Origin of the sequence: Microbacterium sp. CFBP 8794 (assembly GCF_014841235.1) — a bacterium.
Taxonomy (GTDB): Bacteria; Actinomycetota; Actinomycetes; order Actinomycetales; family Microbacteriaceae; genus Microbacterium.
The window spans coordinates 182346-200501 of the sequence record NZ_JACYTT010000001.1 but is presented as its reverse complement, the minus strand read 5'-3'; the positions used below and the strand labels follow the sequence as shown (position 1 = coordinate 200501).

Here is an 18156-nt window from a genome sequence, read left to right as displayed (position 1 = left end):
GAATCGCAGTGAGCACGAAAATCACCCGTAACCGAGCTCTGGGCGCTATCGCCATCGGCGCGGTCGCCGTCGGCGTTCTCGCCGGTTGTGCCGGAGGTGGCACGAACGACGCCGGCAATACCGACGGATCCGCCGAAGCCTTCACCTTCTGGGACCCGTACCCCCAGTACGACGAGACCTCCGACTGGGCGAAGGTCATCGACGCATGCGCGGCAGACGCCGGGGTCACCGTCGAGCGCACCGGATTCGACACCAGCGACCTGACCAGCCGTGCGCTGCTGTCGGGTCAGCAGGGCGACTCGCCCGACATCCTGCTCATCGACAATCCCGCCGTCTCCACGCTGGTCGAGGCCGGCCTGCTGACCTCGACTGCAGACAACGGACTCGATGCGGGGGACATCGCCGAGAACATCCTCGGTGCTTCGGTCGTCGATGGTCAGACCTACGGCGTGCCGATCGGTGCCAACACTCTGGCGCTGTACTACAACCCCACCGTTCTGAGCGCCGCCGGGGTAGAGATCTCGTCGGTCAAGGACTGGGCGAGTCTGAACGCAGCGCTCGAGAAGGTCGTCGCGGCAGGCAAGAAGGGGATCACTTTCTCGGGCATTGGCACCGAGGAAGGTAGCTTCCAATTCCTTCCGTGGTACTGGGGCTCCGGGGCCGAGCTCACCGAGCTCGACTCGGCCGACGCCGTTTCGGCCGTCGAGCTGTGGACCGGCTGGGTCGACAAGGGGCTCGCGCCCAACTCGGTGATCAACAACACTCAGACCACGAGCTGGGAAGAGTTCCTCACCGGCGAGTACGCCTTCGCCGAGAACGGCACGTGGCAGAAGGCCGCGGCCGCGGAGGCGGGGTACGACGTCATTCCGATCCCTGGGAAAAACGGCGGGGCCGCAGCGGCTCCCACCGGTGGCGAGTTCCTCACGCTGCCCGTGCAGAGCGACACCGCGCGCTACGAGAAGTCGGCGGAGATCGTGTCCTGCCTCACCGCCACTGACAAGGTCGTCGCCACCGACAACTCGCTGAACTACATCGCGGCCACGCCCGCCGCGCAGGAGGCTCAGCTGGCCGAGGATCCCACGCTCGAGCCGTGGGTCGAAGCCGTCAATGCCGCTCAGGCGCGTACCGGTGACAACCTCGGCACGAAGTACCCGGTGATCTCCGAGCAGTTGTGGACCGCGGTGCAGAACGCCCTCACCGGAACGCAGTCGGCGAAGGACGCCCTCACCGCCGCTCAGCAGAGCGCCAACAGCTGATCCAGCCACGAAGAATCGAGTACCGACATGACCCTGGCACAGTCTCCTCCTGAGTCAGCGGCTCGCGGTGGTCGAGGGAGGGCGGCGTCACCCGCCGCCCTCCCGGGCCCCGCCCGCCGTCCCCGGCGGCGGGGCCAATGGGCGGCCTGGGCGTTCATCGCCCCGGTCGTTGTGTATCTGGCCGTCTTCTACGCCTACCCGCTGTACCGCAACCTCGATCTGAGTTTGCGTGACTACACGGTGCGATCCTTCATCGACGGAAACGCCCCGTTCGTATGGTTCGACAATTACGTCGCCGTGTTCCAGGACGCGACCTTCTGGCCGGCGCTGATGAACACGGCGACCTTCACCCTCGTGTCGATCGTCTTCCAGTACTCCATCGGTATGGCGCTGGCGGTGTTCTTCTTCCAGCGGTTCCCGCTGTCGGCGACGCTGCGCGCCCTCTTCCTCGTGCCCTGGCTGCTGCCGCTGCTCGTATCGGCCTCGGCGTGGTCGTGGATGCTGAACTCCGAGTCGGGGGTGGTCAACTTCTTCCTGACCTCGATCGGTCTCGGTCAGGTCAACTGGCTCACGTCGCCGCAATGGTCGCTGGTCTCGGTGCTCATCGCGAATATCTGGATCGGTGTCCCGTTCAACCTCGTCATCCTGTACAGCGGCCTCCAGAACATCTCGACCGACATCTATGAAGCGGCGTCGATCGACGGAGCGAACGCGTGGCAGAAGTTCTGGCGCATCACCTTCCCGCTTCTGCGTCCGGTCTCGGCGATCACGATCCTGCTCGGCCTGGTGTACACCCTGAAGGTCTTCGACATCATCTGGATCATGACCCGCGGCGGTCCGGGCTCGACATCGACGACGTTCGCCATCTGGTCCTACCGGCTGGGCTTCGGCTCGGCGCTGCCCGATCTGAGCCCGGCAGCGGCGGTCGGCAACCTTCTCATCGTCATTGCGCTCGTCTTCGGGCTCATCTACATCCGCGCTCAGCGCCGTCTGGAAGTCTGATGAAACGTCGTCCCTGGTGGATCACACTGGTCGGGGTGGTGCTGACGGCCGTCATGCTGTTCCCCGTCTACTGGATGGTCAACGTCTCACTCACCCCGCAGAGTGACATGCGCAAGTCGCCGCCCGATCTGTTCCCCCTCACCCCCACGTTCGAGGGATACGAGAAGGTGCTGTCGGACCAGCTGCCGTTCCTCGGCACCAGCTTCGTCATTGGGTTCGGCACGGTGATCCTCACCCTGGCCCTGTCGGCACCCGCCGCCTTCGCCCTGGCGAAGCTGAACCCGCGGGGCGGGAGCGCGCTGAGCTTCGCGCTCCTGATCGCGCAGATGATCCCGGGGATCATCATGGCGATGGGGTTCTACGCCATCTACCTCAACCTCGGCATCCTGAACACGATCCCCGGTCTGATCCTGGCCGACTCCACTCTGGCGGTGCCCTTCGGCGTGCTGATCTTCACCGCGTTCATGCGGGGGATCCCCGACGAGTTGCTCGCGGCCGCGCGCATCGACGGGGCGGGCACCTGGCGGACGTTCCGCTCGATCGTCCTGCCGGTCAGCCGCAACTCCATGGTGACGGTCGCGCTCTTCGCGTTCCTGTGGTCGTGGTCGGACTTCATCTTCGCGTCGACCCTGAACAGCGGCGGAAAGGTGCAGCCCATCACGATCGGCATCTACCGCTACATCGGCAACAACAACCAGGAGTGGAACGCCATCATGGCCACCGCCGTGGTGGCGTCCATCCCCGCCGCTGTCCTGCTCGTCCTCGCTCAGCGATATGTCGCCGCCGGCGTCACCGCCGGTGCCGTCAAGGACTGACCTCTCTCCCCCTGCCCGGAAAGGCTCTCGTGACCGACTTTTCTCTGCCCTCTTTCGACGTGCGCGAGATCCCGTTCAGCCATCGCGGTTCATGGCTGAACCTCTCGCCGGTCGTGGGGCTGCACGCGCATTCCGAACACATCCACCTCGTGTCCCATGTGACGGGAATGCACGCCGTTCTGCGGCTCGGGCCCTCCCTTCGCGGCGAGGTCCTTCCGTCCGAGGTTCAGGCGGATGCGGCGACCCTTTCGTGGCTGGTGGACGGGGTGCCGGTGGCGCGTGCGGTCTTCGAGTCGGGCGAGGTGGTGCGACTGGCGGGAGACGCGGGGGAGTTCACCATCGCGGATGCCGCGGAAGTGCTCACCCCCTTCACGGGTTCGTACTTCTTCCGGTCTCCCGTCGACGGTGCCTTCGTGTTCACGTCGTACGAGACGGGCCGCCGGTACCGCGTGACGGTGCTCGCGGGAACCGCCACGGCCGAGGGGGCCGAGGCGCTGGGCGACGACGCGCGCTCGCTCACCGTCGGCGGCGACGGCGGCTGGGAGGTCGCGATCGAGCAGATCGAGGCCGCGGCGCTTCCGTACGCAACGGTCGAACCCTTCGACGACATCCGACGTCGTGTAGCGGCGGAGTTCACCGCCTACCTCGATGCCGTCGCGGGCTGGCGCACCGAGCAGACGGGGCCGGCCGCCCTCGCCGCATACACCCTGTGGTCGGCGACGGTCGCGCCCGCGGGGTTCCTCACGCGCGAGTCCGTCCTCATGTCCAAGCACTGGATGGACAAGGTCTGGAGCTGGGACCACTGCTTCAACGCGTTGGCCCTGGCCCCCGGGTTGCCCGATCTCGCCCTGGATCAGTTCTTGGCTCCGTTCGATCATCAGGATGCCGCGGGGGCGATGCCCGACTCGGTGACCCACTCCGAGGTGCTCTACAACTTCGTCAAGCCGCCCATCCACGGGTGGGCCTTCTCGCGTCTGCGCGAACGACTCGGCCGGCCGTTGCGCCGCGACGAGCTGGAGGCCGTCTACCACCACCTCGCCCGCTGGTCGCGTTTCTGGTTGGACCACCGCCGGGCGCCGGGCCGCGTCGTGCCCTACTACGAGCACGGCAACGACAGCGGCTGGGACAATTCGACCGCCTTCGATCACGATCGGGTCATCGAGGCCCCCGACCTGGCGGCCTTCCTGGTCATCCAGCTGGGCGTGGTCGCGGACCTGGCCGATGAGCTGGGTCACGGGGGTGGCGAGTGGCGAGTCGAGCGCGACGGCCTCGAAGAAGCGATGCTGCGCGAGTTGCGCGATGCTGACGGTTTCTTCGCCGTGGGGAGCTTCAGTCGCCGGGAGAGCAAGCGCACGAGCCTGCTCACCCTGCTGCCGATCCTGGCATCCGACCGTCTCCCCGAGAACGTCGGTGCGCAGCTCGCAGCGCAGATCGAGCGTCATCTGACTCCGTGGGGGCCCGCGACGCAGCTCATCGGCACGCCCGAGTACGAAAGCGATGGGTACTGGCGCGGACCCATCTGGGCCCCCTCGACGATGATCATCGAGGAGGGCCTGCGACGCGGCGGGCACGTCGCCCTCGCCGACGCCGTGAATGAACGCTTCCGAGCCCTGTGCGAGGAATCGGGCTTTGCGGAGAACTTCGACGCGATCACGGGGGAGGGGCTCCGAGACCGGGCCTACACCTGGACGGCCAGCGTGTACCTCGTCTTCGCCGACGATCACGTGCGTCGCGCGGCGTTCACGTCGCCCGCGGGCGCGGCGAGCAATGAGGGTGTTCGGGCATGAGCGGTGACTTCACACACTTCCACGTCGATGGTGAGCGGCTGACATGGCGCGGCGACGGCGAGACCCTGGTCGTCGAAGCCTGGGGCCGCGACAGCGTCCGGGTCCGGGCGCGGCTCATGCACGACGTGATCGACCACGACTGGGCGCTGCTGCCGGCCCCCGTGGGCGACGCGGAGATCGAGGTCGACGGCGCCACGGCCACCCTGACGAACGGGCGCCTGCACGTGGTCGCGACCTCGCGCACCGGCATCCAGTTGCAGACCGGGTACGACCGCAACTTCTGTCACCTCGCGTTCTTCGACAGCGACGGGCGCCTGCTCTTCCAAGAACGGGATGCCGGGGGATCGCTGGCACTGGTGGCGCGCGAGCACCGGCCCATTCCCGGGGGCGATGTGCGGCTCACCGCCTCGTTCGAGAGCGCGGCCGACGAGCACCTGTTCGGCATGGGCCAGTATCAGCAGGACGTGCTCGACCTGAAGGGCTGCTCGTTCGAGCTCGCCCACCGCAATTCGCAGTCGAGCGTTCCGTTCGTGGTGTCGAGTCGCGGCTACGGCTTCTTCTGGCACAACCCCGCCATCGGCCGCGCGACGTTCGCGGCGAACACCACGCAGTGGTTCGCCGAGGCGACCCAGCAGTTGGACTACTGGGTGACGGCGGGCGAGACCCCGCGCGACATCGCCCGGGCCTATGCCGATGCCACCGGACACGCGCCCCTGATGCCCGAGCGCGGCCTGGGGTTCTGGCAGTGCAAACTGCGGTACTCGTCCCAGGAGGAACTGCTGGAGGTCGCGCGCGAGCACAAGCGTCGAGGACTGCCCCTCGATGTGATCGTGGCCGACTTCTTCCACTGGCCGAAGATGGGCGACTTCCGCTTCGAAGAAGAGTTCTGGCCCGATCCGGCCGCGATGGTCCGCGAACTCGACGAGCTCGGCGTGGAACTGATGGTCTCGGTCTGGCCGCAGGTGTCGCTGGAGTCCGAGAACTACGCGCAGATGAAGAAGGAGAACCTCCTCGTCCGGGCCGAACGGGGTCTCGACGTCCACATGTCGTTCGAGGGGCCGAGCGCCTTCCTCGACGCCACGAATCCCCGCGCGCGGGAGTTCGTGTGGCAGCGATGCCGCGAGAACTACGGCCGATACGGCATCCGCACCTTCTGGCTCGACGAGGCCGAACCGGAGTTCGGCCTGTACGACTACGACAACTATCGCTATCACGCCGGGTCGGTGCCGCAGGTCGGAAACGTGTACCCGCAGCACTTCGCCCGCGCCTTCGCCGAGGGGCAGTGGGGCGACGGTGAAACGGAGGTCGTGAACCTCCTGCGAACGGCCTGGGCGGGGAGCCAGCGGTACGGCGCCCTGGTGTGGTCGGGAGACATCGCCTCGACCTTCGACGCACTGCGAGCGCAGGTGACCGCGGGCATACACATGGGAGTCGCCGGCATTCCGTGGTTCACGACCGACATCGGCGGGTTCCATCACGGGGATCCCGACGACGAGGGGTTTCGTGAACTGCTGGTGCGATGGTTCCAGTTCGGCACCTTCTGCCCGGTCATGCGCCTGCACGGTGACAGGCTGCCGACGACACCGGTGTTCGCCGTCGACGGCTCGCGACGATCGCCCTCGGGCGGCCCCAACGAGGTGTGGAGCTTCGGGGATGCCGCGACGCCGATCCTGGAACGCTACCTCCGTGTGCGCGAGGCCTTGCGGCCGTATCTGCGGCAGGTCATGCGCGAGGCGCACGTCGACGGACAGCCGGCGTTGCGCGGGGTCTTCCACGAGTTCCCCGCCGATACCCGTAGCTGGGAGATCAAGGATCAGTATCTGCTCGGCTCGGATCTGCTCGTCGCGCCGGTCATGGAACCGGGCGCGCGCACACGTCGCGTGATGCTACCGGCGGGTGCGGCGTGGATCGACCTCTGGACCGGCACCCGGACGGAGGGCGGCGGAGAGATCGAGGTCGCCGTGCCGTTGGAGCGGATCCCGTTGTTCGTGCGCGAGGGTGCGGACGGCGGTTGGCAGGTCGTTCGCGAGGCGCTGGGGAACCTTCCGTCATGACGCGGGTGCCCGCGCCCGGACGGGGGACGAGCGTGCACCGTCTCGCCATCGAGGCCGCGCGCGGGCGCCTGTCGACCGTCGTCGACAGCGTGCAGGAGCACCCGGTACTGCTGACGCGGCGCGGACGACCGGTGGCTGCGGTGATCACGATGGATCAGTACGAGGTGCTGATCGCCGCGGAGGCGCGCGCTGCACGTCATCACGCTCCGGTCGAGGTGCGTGGCGTTGCGCCCGTTTCGGCGCCCCACGCGGGCGGGGACGCCGCGTAGATCGAACCCACATTCACCGTCCGGCGACGATGCCGTTTCGGCCCGCGTCCGGTCGAAACGGCCCCGGGTGATCGGGAACGATCCGGTGCCCCGGAGGGCGCGTCGTCCACACCGCTGACCGCGTGGTTCCGGTTGGCGGCTATGGCGACGTGAACATCGCGGGCGCTTCGAATCCGGCGGATTCAGCGCATTCCCCTGTAGCGGATTGCGTCTTGCCAGGTTTCGCTTCCTGGCCTATCGTGTGGTCGAACCGGTTCGATGTCGCGAGCCGGTATCTCTCAACGACGAGGAAGAGAACCACTCATGAGGTCATCTCCGCGGCTTGCGTCCTGCAAGCCCATCGCAGCAGTGACGGCCGGACTGGCCGTCGCCGTTCTCGCCATCGGCCAGCCCGCTGTTCCCGACAGTGCAGCCGCCGCGTCGACGGCTCCATCGGCCGCCGATCACCTGATCCTGGATTACGACTTCGACGGGGTCGACGCGGTCACCGCCACCATCGAGGACAAGTCCGGAGACGGCCGGAACGCCACCCTCACGAACCCGAGCTCGGCGAAGCTCGTGGACCGCGAGGGTGGCGGCAAAGCGCTGCAGCTCAGCGGCGGTGCTCGCGACTCCCGTGTCGCCCCGTACCTGACCGTTCCGGCAGGCCTGTTCAAAGACCTCCAGGGCACCACGGTCTCGTCGTGGGTCAAGTGGGAGGGCTCTCAGGTGTTCGAGTGGCTGTACACGCTCGGCAAGGACGCCTCCAGCGCCACGTTCTACACGCCCAAGTTCAACGATGGCACGGCCCGCTCCAGCGCCAAGCCCGCGTCCGCGGGGCAGGAGATCGGCGCCCGCGCGGCGACCGCCCTCCCCACAGACGGCTGGCATCTGGTGACCACGACCATCGACCAGAACAACCTCATCTACTACCTCGACGGACTCGAAGTGAGCCGCACCGATGTCGGGATCAACGTCGGCCAGGCGCTTTATGGAGCCTCGTCGGCGAACTCGGGATACATCGGTCAGCCGTTCTGGACGGGTGCGCACCCGTTCTTCCAGGGCTCGATCGACGACTTCCAGGTTTACGACACCGTCCTCACCTCCGCGCAGGTGCGGTCGCTCGCGGGCAACGCCGCCCCCGCCCTGACGGAAGTACTCGAGACCGCCACCCGCACCAAGACGAACGTGGGGACCGCCCCGTCCCTCCCCGGTGTGCGTGCGAAGTTCAGCGACGGCCAGGAGCGGCTCGCCGCGGTGACATGGGAGGCCGTGCCCGCGTCGGCCTACGCCCAGCGGGGGTCGTTCACCGTGCGCGGAGTGGTCGATGGCACCCAGACCGCGGTGACGGTCGAGGTGCGTGTCGTGGCTCCCGGCGAGTTCGCCATCGACGCCGCCGATCGCACCGGTGCGTTCATGGGCGGAGCCTCCGGCACCCTGTACGGCCTCTACGGCCCGGGGCTGCCCTCGAACAACCTCATCGACGGCATTCAGCTGCGCACCGTTTCCACGAAGGCGCAGGACGGTCCGCAGCATCCCGGTGCAGACGCTCTCGAGGTGGTCAAGCCGCTCGCAGATTCGTCGGATGGCGAAGTTTACATCTACATGACCGACGTCAACCGCGGCTTCCCGTACGAGGTGCCCGGGGCGAACGGCACCGAGAAAGAGGCGTGGTACCGCGACAAGATCCGCGAGCAGGTCGAACAGGTCCTCACCCTGCCGAAGGAGTACCAGGACAACATCGTGTTCGTGCCGTACAACGAGCCCGAGGGCAACATGTACGGCAACGGGCCGCAGTCGTTCTGGGGTGTCAACTGGCGCAACGATCCGACCAAGTTCTTCGCGGCGTGGGACGACGCATACCGCCTCATCAAGGGCCTGATGCCAGATGCCCGCATCGCCGGACCGAACACCGAGGCGCTGCACTCGGAGATCCAGGGCTTCCTGAAGCACGTGCGCGAGCAGAACACCGTGCCCCAGGTCATGACCTGGCACGAACTGAGCAACCCGGCCACGATCCGCGGCTCGGTGGCACGGTACCGCCAATGGGAGGCGCAGTATCTGGGCGCGGACGTGCACCTGCCGATCAACCTCAACGAGTACGCGTTCAACTACCACACGTCCGTCCCGGCGCAGATGATCCAGTGGATGTCGGCCATCGAGGACACCAAGGTCGACGGCGACATCGCCTACTGGAACATCGACGGCAACCTGAGCGACTCGGCCGTCCAGGCCAACCGTGCGAACGGGCAGTGGTGGCTCTTGAACTCCTACGGCAACATGACCGGCGACACCATCCGTGTCACGCCGCCGCAGCCCGACGTCAGCTACACGCTGCAGGGTGTCGCAACGATCGATGATGCGAAGCAGCAGGTGAAGGCCATCATCGGCGGTTCCACCGGTGCGCAGAAGGTCTACGTCGACAATGTTCCGTCGTACCTCGGCGGCAGCGCTCACGTGCTGATCCGCGACATCCGATGGACCGGACAGATCGGCGACTCGGCGGAGCCGCAGACCGTGAAGGAGTTCGAGGCACCCGTGCGCGGAGGCTCCATCGAACTGGCCTTCGGGGAGGGCGACCTCCCCGCGCTCGGAAAGGACTCGGCCTACGAGATCGTGGTGACGCCGGGAACGGACACGACCTCTTCATCGCAGTCGGCAACGTCATGGCGTGGCATCTACGAGGCCGAGGCCGCCTCGCACACCGGTTCGCCGTTCTACAACAACGGCCCGGAGGGCTCACCGTCCAATGTCGGCAAGTTCTACACCTCCGGTGAACGCAACGTCGGTGGCATCGAGACGAACTCGACCCTGGAACTGAACTTCGAGGTCGATGTTCCGCAGGCCGGCAGCTACGACCTCAGCGTCCTCGCCAACGCCTACAACAAAGAGGCGCGCAACGAAGAGCAGGGCCCGGTCAACATGTTCCTCCGTGTGAACGGCGGGGCGGAGCAGGAGATCTACGCCAACCTCGGATACAAGTGGGTCGTCTGGGATCACACCGACACGAAGGTCACCCTGAACGCCGGCAAGAACACCATCACCCTGGCGGCACGCAGCCTGGATGGGACGAAGGGGACGAAGGGCGCCGCCATCATCGACAAGATCGATGTGACGCTGCCCAACGCGAACTACACGCCGATCTACGAGGCCGAGAACGCGGTCCTGCACGATGCGCAGGCCGCCTACGACCGCGGGGGAGTCTCCGGGTCGGGCTACGTCAAGGTCGCAGCGAACCAGTCCGCCACGTTCTGGGTCTACAACAAGGACGACTCGGAGAAGTCGCTCGAGGTGAAGACGCTCGGCGGCGGCACCGGCACGGTGAAGGTGAACGGCGTCGAACTCGGCAGCGTCACCGACACGGTGAGCGTTCCTGCCTTCCTGGTGGGCGGTATCAACAAGGTCGAGATCGTCGGTGGCACGGGCACCCTTGCCGTCGATCGCGTCTCGGTCGGCGCCTCGGTCGGCAAGCTCGCCTCGCAGACCGTCGAGGCCGAAGCCGGCGTCGTCAACGGCCAGGCCAAGGTCCAGGATCTCTCGCTCGCCAGCGGAGGAAAGGCCATCGTCGGCATCGGCGGTGCCCAGAACAACACGAACACCCTCACCCACAAGGTGACGGTGCAGGAGGCGGGTACCTACGCCATGACGGTGCGCTACTCGAATGAGGAGCAGGCACCCTCGTCGCACTACAACCCCGACCCGGTCGCCCGCCGCGCGGACATCTCGGTCAACGGGGGACCCGTGCAGCAGGTGCTCTTCCCGCAGAGCTACAACGCCAACCAGTTCTGGGACCTCACCGTCCCCGTTCAGCTGAAGGCGGGGGAGAACACCGTGTCGTTCGCCTCGAAGGAGGCGCCCGACTTCAACGGGACCACCTTCATCTCCGAGCGGTTCCCCACGCTGGGGCTGCGTTCGCAATGGGCGCCGAACCTCGACAAGCTCACGTTCACCGCGATGAAGCCTGCCGCACCGGCCCCCGCGCTCAAGGTGGATGCCACGGCATCCACTCGGAAGATCGGCGGCAAGGCCTACGTCACGGTCGAGGCGGTCAACCGTTCGGAGGTGCCGGTGCGGATCGATGTCGTCACCGCGTACGGCAAGAAGACCTTCACGGCGGTACAGCCGGGCAAGAAGGTCAGCGTGTCGATCAACTCGACGAAGGCGTCCATCCCCGCGGGTAAGGTCACGGTCACGGCCACGGCCACGATCGACGGGAAGACAGTCACCTCGAGCGTCGAGGCGTCCTACGCGGCGCGGAACTGACATACCGGGTGGGGGCGGGAACGCCCGCTCCCACCCCTCCCACCCCATCCCTCTGTCGAGGACGTCATCGTCTTCGACGCCCTACCCGAAGGAAGAGAAATGAGAAAGACCACTCGCCTCGGCGTCGCGGTCCTGGCCGCCACGCTGATGACGACCGGCGGTGCGGCGGTCGCCGCCGTCGCCGCCGATCCGATCGACGACAGCCAGATCGGCATCGACGTGGAGGTCACGCCACAGGAAGGCCCAGGCAGCCTGATGCTGACGGTTGCGCCGGGGCGTGCGACTCTCACGGAACAAGGATCGACCGGAGAGGCGCGCCAGTTCACCGGAACGCTGCCCCAGGTGACGGTGACCGACACCCGCAGTGCAGACGACGTGGCAGAGGGCGCGCAGTGGTCTGTCCTGGGATCGGCCAGCGACTTCACCAACGCCGACGGCGCCGTCATCGAGGCGAAGTACCTGGGGTGGAGCCCGCGTCTGGTCGCGGGTGACGAGAACACGATCTCCGTCGGCGGCGACGTCGACGGAGCGCTCCCGTCGCAGCCGGACAGCGACCCGGGTCGGGGACTGAAGGACCAGGAACTGCTGTACCTCAGTGACGCCGCCTCCCTTCCTGAGGGCGGAGCCACGTCCACGGCGACGGCGGATCTCACCCTCCGCGTGCCCGCGACCGTCGCGGCCGGTCAGTACTCCTCCACCATCACCCTGTCGCTCTTCGAGTGAGCTCAGCCCGTCCGGCTCGGTGGACCCGACTGCCGAGCCGGACGATTGGACCGCCATGCCTTTCCTCGCCCTCCCCCGTTCGCAGAATGCCGTTCTCAGCGCGATGCTCCTGCTCGCTTTCGCCGTCGTCGTGCCGGACGAAGCCCAAGCGGCGCCGACACCGACGTCAGCCGCCAGCGTCACCTGGTCGGTGGAACCCGCGGATGCCGACGCCGCTACGGGGAAGGCCTGGACCGAGTTGACTCTCGACGCCGGGCAGAGCGTCACCGAGTACATGCTCATCACCAACCGCGGCCTGAGCGACGTGACCTTCGACCTGTCCGCCGCCGACGGATACTTCACCGACACGGGACGTTTCAACATGCTGGCGAACGGTGAGAAGTCGATGGATGCCGGCACGTGGATCGCGATCCCCGACGAAGTGGAGGTGGGGGCCGGGCAGAGCGTCATCATCCCCTTCGAGGTGTCGGTTCCCGCCAACGCCACCCCCGGTGATCATCCCGCGGGAGTCGCCGCCGGCATCCGCACGGGCGACGGCGTCGTCGGTGTGGAGTCCCGGGTGGGCTTCCGCGTGATGACACGGGTGCGCGGAGAACTCGCACCCGCGTTGACGGTGACGGAGCAGTCGGCGACATACACCCCGTCGTGGAATCCGTTCCTTCCCGGGTCGCTCGCCGTGACCGCCACCGTCGTCAACTCCGGCAACACGCGGCTGGCCGCGCAGCCGACGGTACATGCTTCGGGGCTTCTCGGCGTGCTCGGAACCCACGGCGCGCTGGCGGAACTACCGGAACTCGCGCCGGGGGAATCCCGGATGATCACCGCGATGCTGGCGGATGTCTGGCCCACCTTCGTGACCGATGTGCGAACGGATGTCGTCCCGCGCAGCATCGACGGCTCGGGTCCCGTCGCCACCGCCTCCGCCGACACGAGGATCACGACGATGCCGTTCAGCCAACTCGTCGTCGGGCTCTGCCTCGTTCTCGCCGCCACGCTGTTGCTCTGGGGCCGCAGAAGACGGCGTCGTGCGCTGCAGCGGATGCTCGACGATGCTCGAGAAGAGGGTCGGCGGACAGCGGTGATGGGGCGAGTGGGCCTGGTCGTCGCGTGTGTCGCGGCAGCGGCCGGGACGTGCGTCGTCGGCTCCGTCTCGGTGAGCTCGGCATCCGAACTCACCGCGGGCGTGACGATCGAGGTCGAGGTGACCCCCGCGCCAGCGCGTACGACGTCGTCGACCACCACGTCGCCCGGCTCTCCTCCGGGCGACACCGCGCCGGGCAGCGACCTCGCGTCGACCGGCTTCGTGGCCGATCCCTGGCTGGCCGTCACCGCTGGGGGACTGATCCTGGGGGAACGATCGCGTCCCGGACGGTGAGGCGTCGGGAGGACTCCCGCCGATCATGAGCGACCGCCTCGAACGCCGTCATGGACGCGGACGAAGACCGTCCGCGGGGAACGCGATACCCGCCGAGCGGAACCTCCGCGCGAGCTAACGGTGCGCGTGAAAGCCCGCGTGCGTCTCGGCCGGGTAGCGTTCACGCATGCGCGAGAGCCTGCGGTCCCTCCGGCGTCCCGCCTCCGACGCGGCGCCCGCCTTCGACCTGGCGTACGTGCGGTCGGGACCGCGCGGCGCGACGCCCGCCGTGGTCATTCCCGGGGGTCCGGGACTGGCGTCGGTCCTGCCCTATCGCGGCCTGCGGCGGCGAGCAGCCCGCGGCGGGCTCGACCTGATCATGATCGAGCATCGCGGCGTCGGACGCTCCCGCCGCGACCTCGACGGTCATCCGCTCCCGCCCGCGGCGATGCGCGTCACCGCGGTGCTCGACGACATCGCCGCCGTGCTGGACGCGGAGGGCGTCGACCGTGCGGTGATCGTCGGCTCCTCGTACGGCAGCTATCTGGCGATGGCGTTCGGGGCCCGGCATCCAGAACGGGTGGCATCGATGCTGCTCGACTCCGCCCTGCAGTCGGCCCACGACGTCGACCTCGAACGCGCGTGCGTGCGGCGATTGTTCTGGGATGCCGACGACGACATGGCGCGCGGGGTCCGACGTCTCATCGCGGCGGGTGTCTCGGAGCGCATCGTGCTCGACGTCGTGCGGGCCGCGTACGAACTCGGCGGGACCGACTTCGTCCACCCGCTCGTGCGCCATGAGCCCGGTCTTGCCTGGCGGGCGCTCACCGCCTACGCCACGCGCGATGCCGAGATCGCCGACATTCCGCGCATCTACGAGTTCGACCTCGTGGGCACGATCGCCTTCCGCGAGCTGGGATACGGCGGTGCCCTCGACGGGCACCCGCTGGACCCGGTGCGCACCTACCTGCCCCTCGCCCCGCGCTACGCCGCGTTCGCGGGGGAACCGTACGACCTGCGCGCGGCCGTGCGCGCCTTCGACTGGCCGCTCGTCGTGCTCTCGGGCGACCGCGACCTGCGCACCCCGCCGGCGATCGCCGAGCGGGTGGTCGCCGCGGCTCCGGATGCCACCCTCGTGCGCCTGCACAACGGGCACAGCGCCCTCGACACCCACCCGATGGCGCTGCTGAACGCCGTCCGGCGGCTCGTGCGCGGTCAGCAGGCGGCCCTGCCCGGCGACGAGCCGGCGCTCGACCGGCTGCCGCGCACCGGTCTGTCGGCGTCGTTCCCGTCGCTTCTCGTGCAAGTCGCGCGGCTGGACGCCGTGGTCCGCCGCCGTGTGCTTCGCCGCCGCTGAGCCGCGGCGCCGACGAGCGGCATCCACTGTCCGCCCGCGGGTCGGTGTCAAGGCTCTGTCGTAAAACGTTCCTCGCGCCGAGGGTGGGGCGGTGACAGACGGCGACCATCCCCGCTTCTCCCTGCTCTTCCCGCCCGGCACGGTCGACCTCGACGGCGTCCGCGCCGCTCTCGAGAAAGCGGATGCCGTGGACGGACTCGGCACCGACATCGCCGCCACGCTCGCCTGGGCCACGGGCGTCCCCCGGCCCGCTTCGGTCGCGGCGACCTGGGAACTGCTCGCCTCGGTGGCCGCGCGCGACGTGGCCGCGGCCCGCGTGCTGGAGCCGCACCTCGACGCCCTCGCCATCCTCGACGAGGCCGCCGCGGCCGGATCCGCCCTCGACGTCGAGCCGTCGGGATCGTGGGGCGTCTTCGCCGCGGAGGGCCCGGGCATGCGTCTCGACGCGCGACAGGATGCCGGCACCTGGACCCTGCACGGCACCAAACCCTGGTGCTCGCTCGCCGCCGACCTCGACCAGGCCCTCGTCACCGCCTGGGTCGACGACGAGCGGCGGCAGCTCTTCGCGCTCGATCTGCGCGGCCCCGCCGTGCGGGCGCGGTCGGGACCGTGGCACGCCCGCGGCCTGGACCGGGTCGTGAGCGCCCCGATCGACGTCGACGGCGCGACCGCGCGTCCGGTGGGGGAGCCCGGCTGGTATCTGCGGCGCCCGGGATTCGCGCACGGTGGCGTGGGGGTCGCGGCGTGCTGGTGGGGCGGGGCGCTGCCCCTCCGCGATGCGCTCGCCGCGGCGGCGCGCGGCGAGCGGGCGGATCAGCTCGCGCGCACGCACCTTGGCCGAGCCGACGTCGCCCTCTGGGCCGCCCGCGCCGTCCTGACCGAGACGGCGACGGTGTTCGCGGCCGGGGGCGCGGCATCCGCGGGGCTCCGTGCCGCCCGCGCGCGCTCGGTGGTGGCCGACGCGGTGGAGACGACACTCGCTGAGGCGGCCCACGCCCTCGGGCCGTCGCCGCTCGTCGCCGACGAGGCGCACGCCCGCCGCGTGGCCGACTTGCAGGTCTACGTGCGTCAGCATCACGCCGCGCGCGATCTGGCGAAAATCGGCGGCGACGTCGCGGCGGGGGGCGCCGCGTGGTGAGCTTCGACCACCGCGACGCGGGGACCGACGAGAGCACCTGGACCGCCGCCCTGCGGCGCGAGCTGCCCGCCGTCGACCTCGACGTCGACCGCGTGATCGTCGTCGCGGCGCACCCCGACGATGAGACGCTCGGGGCGGCGGGGCTGCTCGCCACGGCCTCGGCCCGCGGCATTCCCCTCGATCTGCTGGTGGTGACCGACGGTGAGGCGTCGCACCCCGCATCGCCCACGCACACGCCCGCGTCGCTCGCGCTGCTGCGTCGTCGCGAGCTGCACGAGGCCGCCGCGATCGTCGGGATGACCGCGGCGCCGATCTTCCTCGGGCTGCCCGACGGCGGTACCGACGCCCACCGGCCGGCCATCGCCGCGGCGCTCGGCGACGCCCTCGACCGTGCCGGAGCCGACCGCGTGCTCGTGCTGTCGCCGTGGCGCGGCGACGGGCACCGCGATCACCGCGTCGTCGGCGAGATCGTCGACGAGGTGTGCGCGGCCCGTGGCGTGCGCTCGCGCGCTTTCCCCATCTGGCTCTGGCACTGGGGAGGCGCCGCAGACGTGCCCTGGACGCGCGCCGAGCGTCTGGCCCTCGACCCCGCTGCTCGGGATGCCAAGACCCGCGCACTCGACGCGCACGCGAGTCAGATCGCCCCGCTGTCGGCCGCGCCCGGCGACGAGCCGATGGTGCACGCGCGCATGCGTTCGCACTTCGAGCGGGACGCGGAGGTGTTCTTCGCCCCCGAAGACGCCCCCGCCGACCCCACGACCACCGTCGGTCAGGAGTACTTCGACGACATGTACGACCGGCACGACGACCCGTGGGGCTTCGACTCGCGCTGGTACGAGGAGCGAAAGCGCGCCGTGCTGCTCGCCTCCCTCCCCCGACGGCGGTATCGCGCCGCCTTCGAGGCGGGCTGCGCGACCGGGGCGCTCACCCTCGCCCTCGCCGACCGTTGCGATCGGGTGCTCGCCGTCGACCTCGCCCCCGCCGCCCTCTACCGTGCGCGCCGGCGGCTCGCGGAGCGGACGAACGTCGAGCTGCGCCGAGCGACGCTCCCCGGCGAGTGGCCCGAGGGTGACGTCGACCTCGTCGTGCTGTCGGAGGTCGCGTACTACTGGGCCGGTCCCGACCTCGACCGCGGGATCACGGCATCCATCGCGTCGCTGAGCGCCGACGGTCATCTCGCGGCCTGTCACTGGCGGCATCCGGTCGCCGAGTATCCGCGCAGCGGCGACGACGTGCACGACGCGCTCGCGGCCCGTCCCGACCTCGTTCGCCTGGTGCGGCACGAGGAGCGGGACTTCGTGCTCGAGGTCTACGGCCGACCGGGGGCGCGGTCGGTGGCGGCCGAGGCGGGACTCGTGCCGTGAGAGCGGTGGCGGTGGTCATCCCCGCGCACGACGAAGAAGCGCTGATCGGGCGCTGCCTCGCCTCGGTCGTGCGCGCCGTCGCGCAGGCGCGGTCGTTCGAGCCCGACCTCGCCGTGACCGTGGTGGTCGTCCTCGACGCGTGCACCGACACGACGGCGCCCCAGGTGCGACGCTGGCCGGTCGACACGCTCGAGATCGCCGCGCGCAACGTCGGCACCGCCCGCCGGAGCGGTGTCACGCACGCCCTGGCCGCGCTCGCGACCGACCCGCACGACACGTGGATCGCGATGACCGACGCCGACACGGTCGTGCCGCCCGACTGGATCACGCACCAGCTCGCGCGGATGGATGCCGGAGCCGACCTCGTGCTCGGAACGGTGCGCCCCGACTTCGCCGACCTCAGCGCCCGGCATGCCTCGTACTGGCGGGCGACTCATCGGCGGGGTGAGCCCGCCGGGAACGTCCACGGAGCCAACCTCGGCGTGCGGGGGAGCATGTACGCCCGGGCGGGTGGCATCCGGGATCTCATCGAGCACGAAGACGTGGCGTTCGTGCAGGCGGCCCGCGCGGCGGGGGCGGCGGTGCACGTGAGCGACGCGCACGAGGTCGAGACCTCGGGCCGTTTCACCGGCCGCACCCCCGCCGGATACGCCGCGTTCCTGCGCCGGGTGCACGCCTGGGTCGACGCGTCGCCACTCGCGGCTCCGGGGGCCTGACGCACCGACGGGGGGTTCGTCAACCACCTCGGTCGCACGCGACGACCCGTCCCACACTGGAACCCCCCGGAACGAGAGG

13 protein-coding genes are annotated in these 18156 nt (G+C 69.2%); all 13 read left to right on the top strand.

The window, feature by feature from the left end; translation table 11 throughout:
* Positions 1–8 precede the first annotated feature (8 nt).
* The 13 genes from IFU19_RS00855 (at position 9) to IFU19_RS00795 (ending at position 18077) form a co-directional block, all read left to right on the top strand.
* The gene (locus IFU19_RS00855) at positions 9–1256 is read left to right on the top strand and encodes an extracellular solute-binding protein (protein ID WP_192012662.1); all 1248 of its coding nucleotides are present in this window, start codon (positions 9–11) and stop codon (positions 1254–1256) included.
* Positions 1257–1283: 27 nt separating this feature from the next.
* Positions 1284–2258: a carbohydrate ABC transporter permease gene (locus IFU19_RS00850; protein WP_192012661.1), complete on the top strand. Its 975-nt coding sequence runs from the start codon at positions 1284–1286 to the stop codon at positions 2256–2258.
* A complete protein-coding gene (locus IFU19_RS00845) occupies positions 2258–3073 on the top strand; it encodes a carbohydrate ABC transporter permease (protein ID WP_191915471.1) in 816 nt (271 codons plus the stop codon). Before IFU19_RS00850 ends, IFU19_RS00845 begins: the two co-directional genes overlap by 1 nt.
* A gap of 29 nt (positions 3074–3102) precedes the next feature.
* Complete coding sequence (locus tag IFU19_RS00840) at positions 3103–4860, top strand: MGH1-like glycoside hydrolase domain-containing protein (protein WP_191915472.1); 1758 nt, start codon at positions 3103–3105, stop codon at positions 4858–4860.
* Positions 4857–6914 carry a glycoside hydrolase family 31 protein gene (locus tag IFU19_RS00835; protein ID WP_191915473.1) on the top strand — a complete coding sequence of 686 codons (2058 nt, stop codon included), beginning with the start codon at positions 4857–4859 and terminating at the stop codon, positions 6912–6914. Before IFU19_RS00840 ends, IFU19_RS00835 begins: the two co-directional genes overlap by 4 nt.
* A complete protein-coding gene (locus tag IFU19_RS00830; RefSeq protein WP_191915474.1) occupies positions 6911–7183 on the top strand; it encodes a type II toxin-antitoxin system Phd/YefM family antitoxin in 273 nt (90 codons plus the stop codon). Before IFU19_RS00835 ends, IFU19_RS00830 begins: the two co-directional genes overlap by 4 nt.
* A 348-nt stretch (positions 7184–7531) precedes the next feature.
* A complete protein-coding gene (locus IFU19_RS00825) occupies positions 7532–11425 on the top strand; it encodes a LamG-like jellyroll fold domain-containing protein (RefSeq protein ID WP_197978734.1) in 3894 nt (1297 codons plus the stop codon).
* Between the two features lie 99 nt (positions 11426–11524).
* Positions 11525–12148 carry a hypothetical protein gene (locus IFU19_RS00820; RefSeq protein ID WP_191915476.1) on the top strand — a complete coding sequence of 208 codons (624 nt, stop codon included), beginning with the start codon at positions 11525–11527 and terminating at the stop codon, positions 12146–12148.
* 55 nt (positions 12149–12203) lie between these two features.
* Positions 12204–13523, top strand: a complete 1320-nt coding sequence (locus tag IFU19_RS00815; protein ID WP_191915477.1) for a COG1470 family protein — start codon at positions 12204–12206, stop codon at positions 13521–13523.
* Positions 13524–13689: 166 nt separating this feature from the next.
* Complete coding sequence (locus IFU19_RS00810) at positions 13690–14859, top strand: alpha/beta fold hydrolase (protein WP_191915478.1); 1170 nt, start codon at positions 13690–13692, stop codon at positions 14857–14859.
* 91 nt (positions 14860–14950) lie between these two features.
* Complete coding sequence (locus IFU19_RS00805) at positions 14951–15997, top strand: acyl-CoA dehydrogenase (RefSeq protein ID WP_342030247.1); 1047 nt, start codon at positions 14951–14953, stop codon at positions 15995–15997.
* Positions 15991–17361, top strand: coding sequence for a PIG-L family deacetylase (locus IFU19_RS00800; protein WP_191915479.1), 1371 nt, complete (start codon positions 15991–15993; stop codon positions 17359–17361). The genes IFU19_RS00805 and IFU19_RS00800 overlap by 7 nt, the downstream gene beginning before the upstream one ends.
* Positions 17358–18077, top strand: coding sequence for a glycosyltransferase (locus IFU19_RS00795; protein ID WP_191915480.1), 720 nt, complete (start codon positions 17358–17360; stop codon positions 18075–18077). Before IFU19_RS00800 ends, IFU19_RS00795 begins: the two co-directional genes overlap by 4 nt.
* Positions 18078–18156 lie beyond the last annotated feature (79 nt).

Coding starts and splice junctions, on each gene's coding strand:
- IFU19_RS00845 (WP_191915471.1), top strand. CDS start 2,258: ATGAAACGTCGTCCCTGGTGGATCACACTGGTCGGGGTGGTGCTGACG.
- IFU19_RS00815 (WP_191915477.1), top strand. CDS start 12,204: ATGCCTTTCCTCGCCCTCCCCCGTTCGCAGAATGCCGTTCTCAGCGCG.
- IFU19_RS00810 (WP_191915478.1), top strand. CDS start 13,690: ATGCGCGAGAGCCTGCGGTCCCTCCGGCGTCCCGCCTCCGACGCGGCG.
- IFU19_RS00820 (WP_191915476.1), top strand. CDS start 11,525: ATGAGAAAGACCACTCGCCTCGGCGTCGCGGTCCTGGCCGCCACGCTG.
- IFU19_RS00850 (WP_192012661.1), top strand. CDS start 1,284: ATGACCCTGGCACAGTCTCCTCCTGAGTCAGCGGCTCGCGGTGGTCGA.
- IFU19_RS00830 (WP_191915474.1), top strand. CDS start 6,911: ATGACGCGGGTGCCCGCGCCCGGACGGGGGACGAGCGTGCACCGTCTC.
- IFU19_RS00835 (WP_191915473.1), top strand. CDS start 4,857: ATGAGCGGTGACTTCACACACTTCCACGTCGATGGTGAGCGGCTGACA.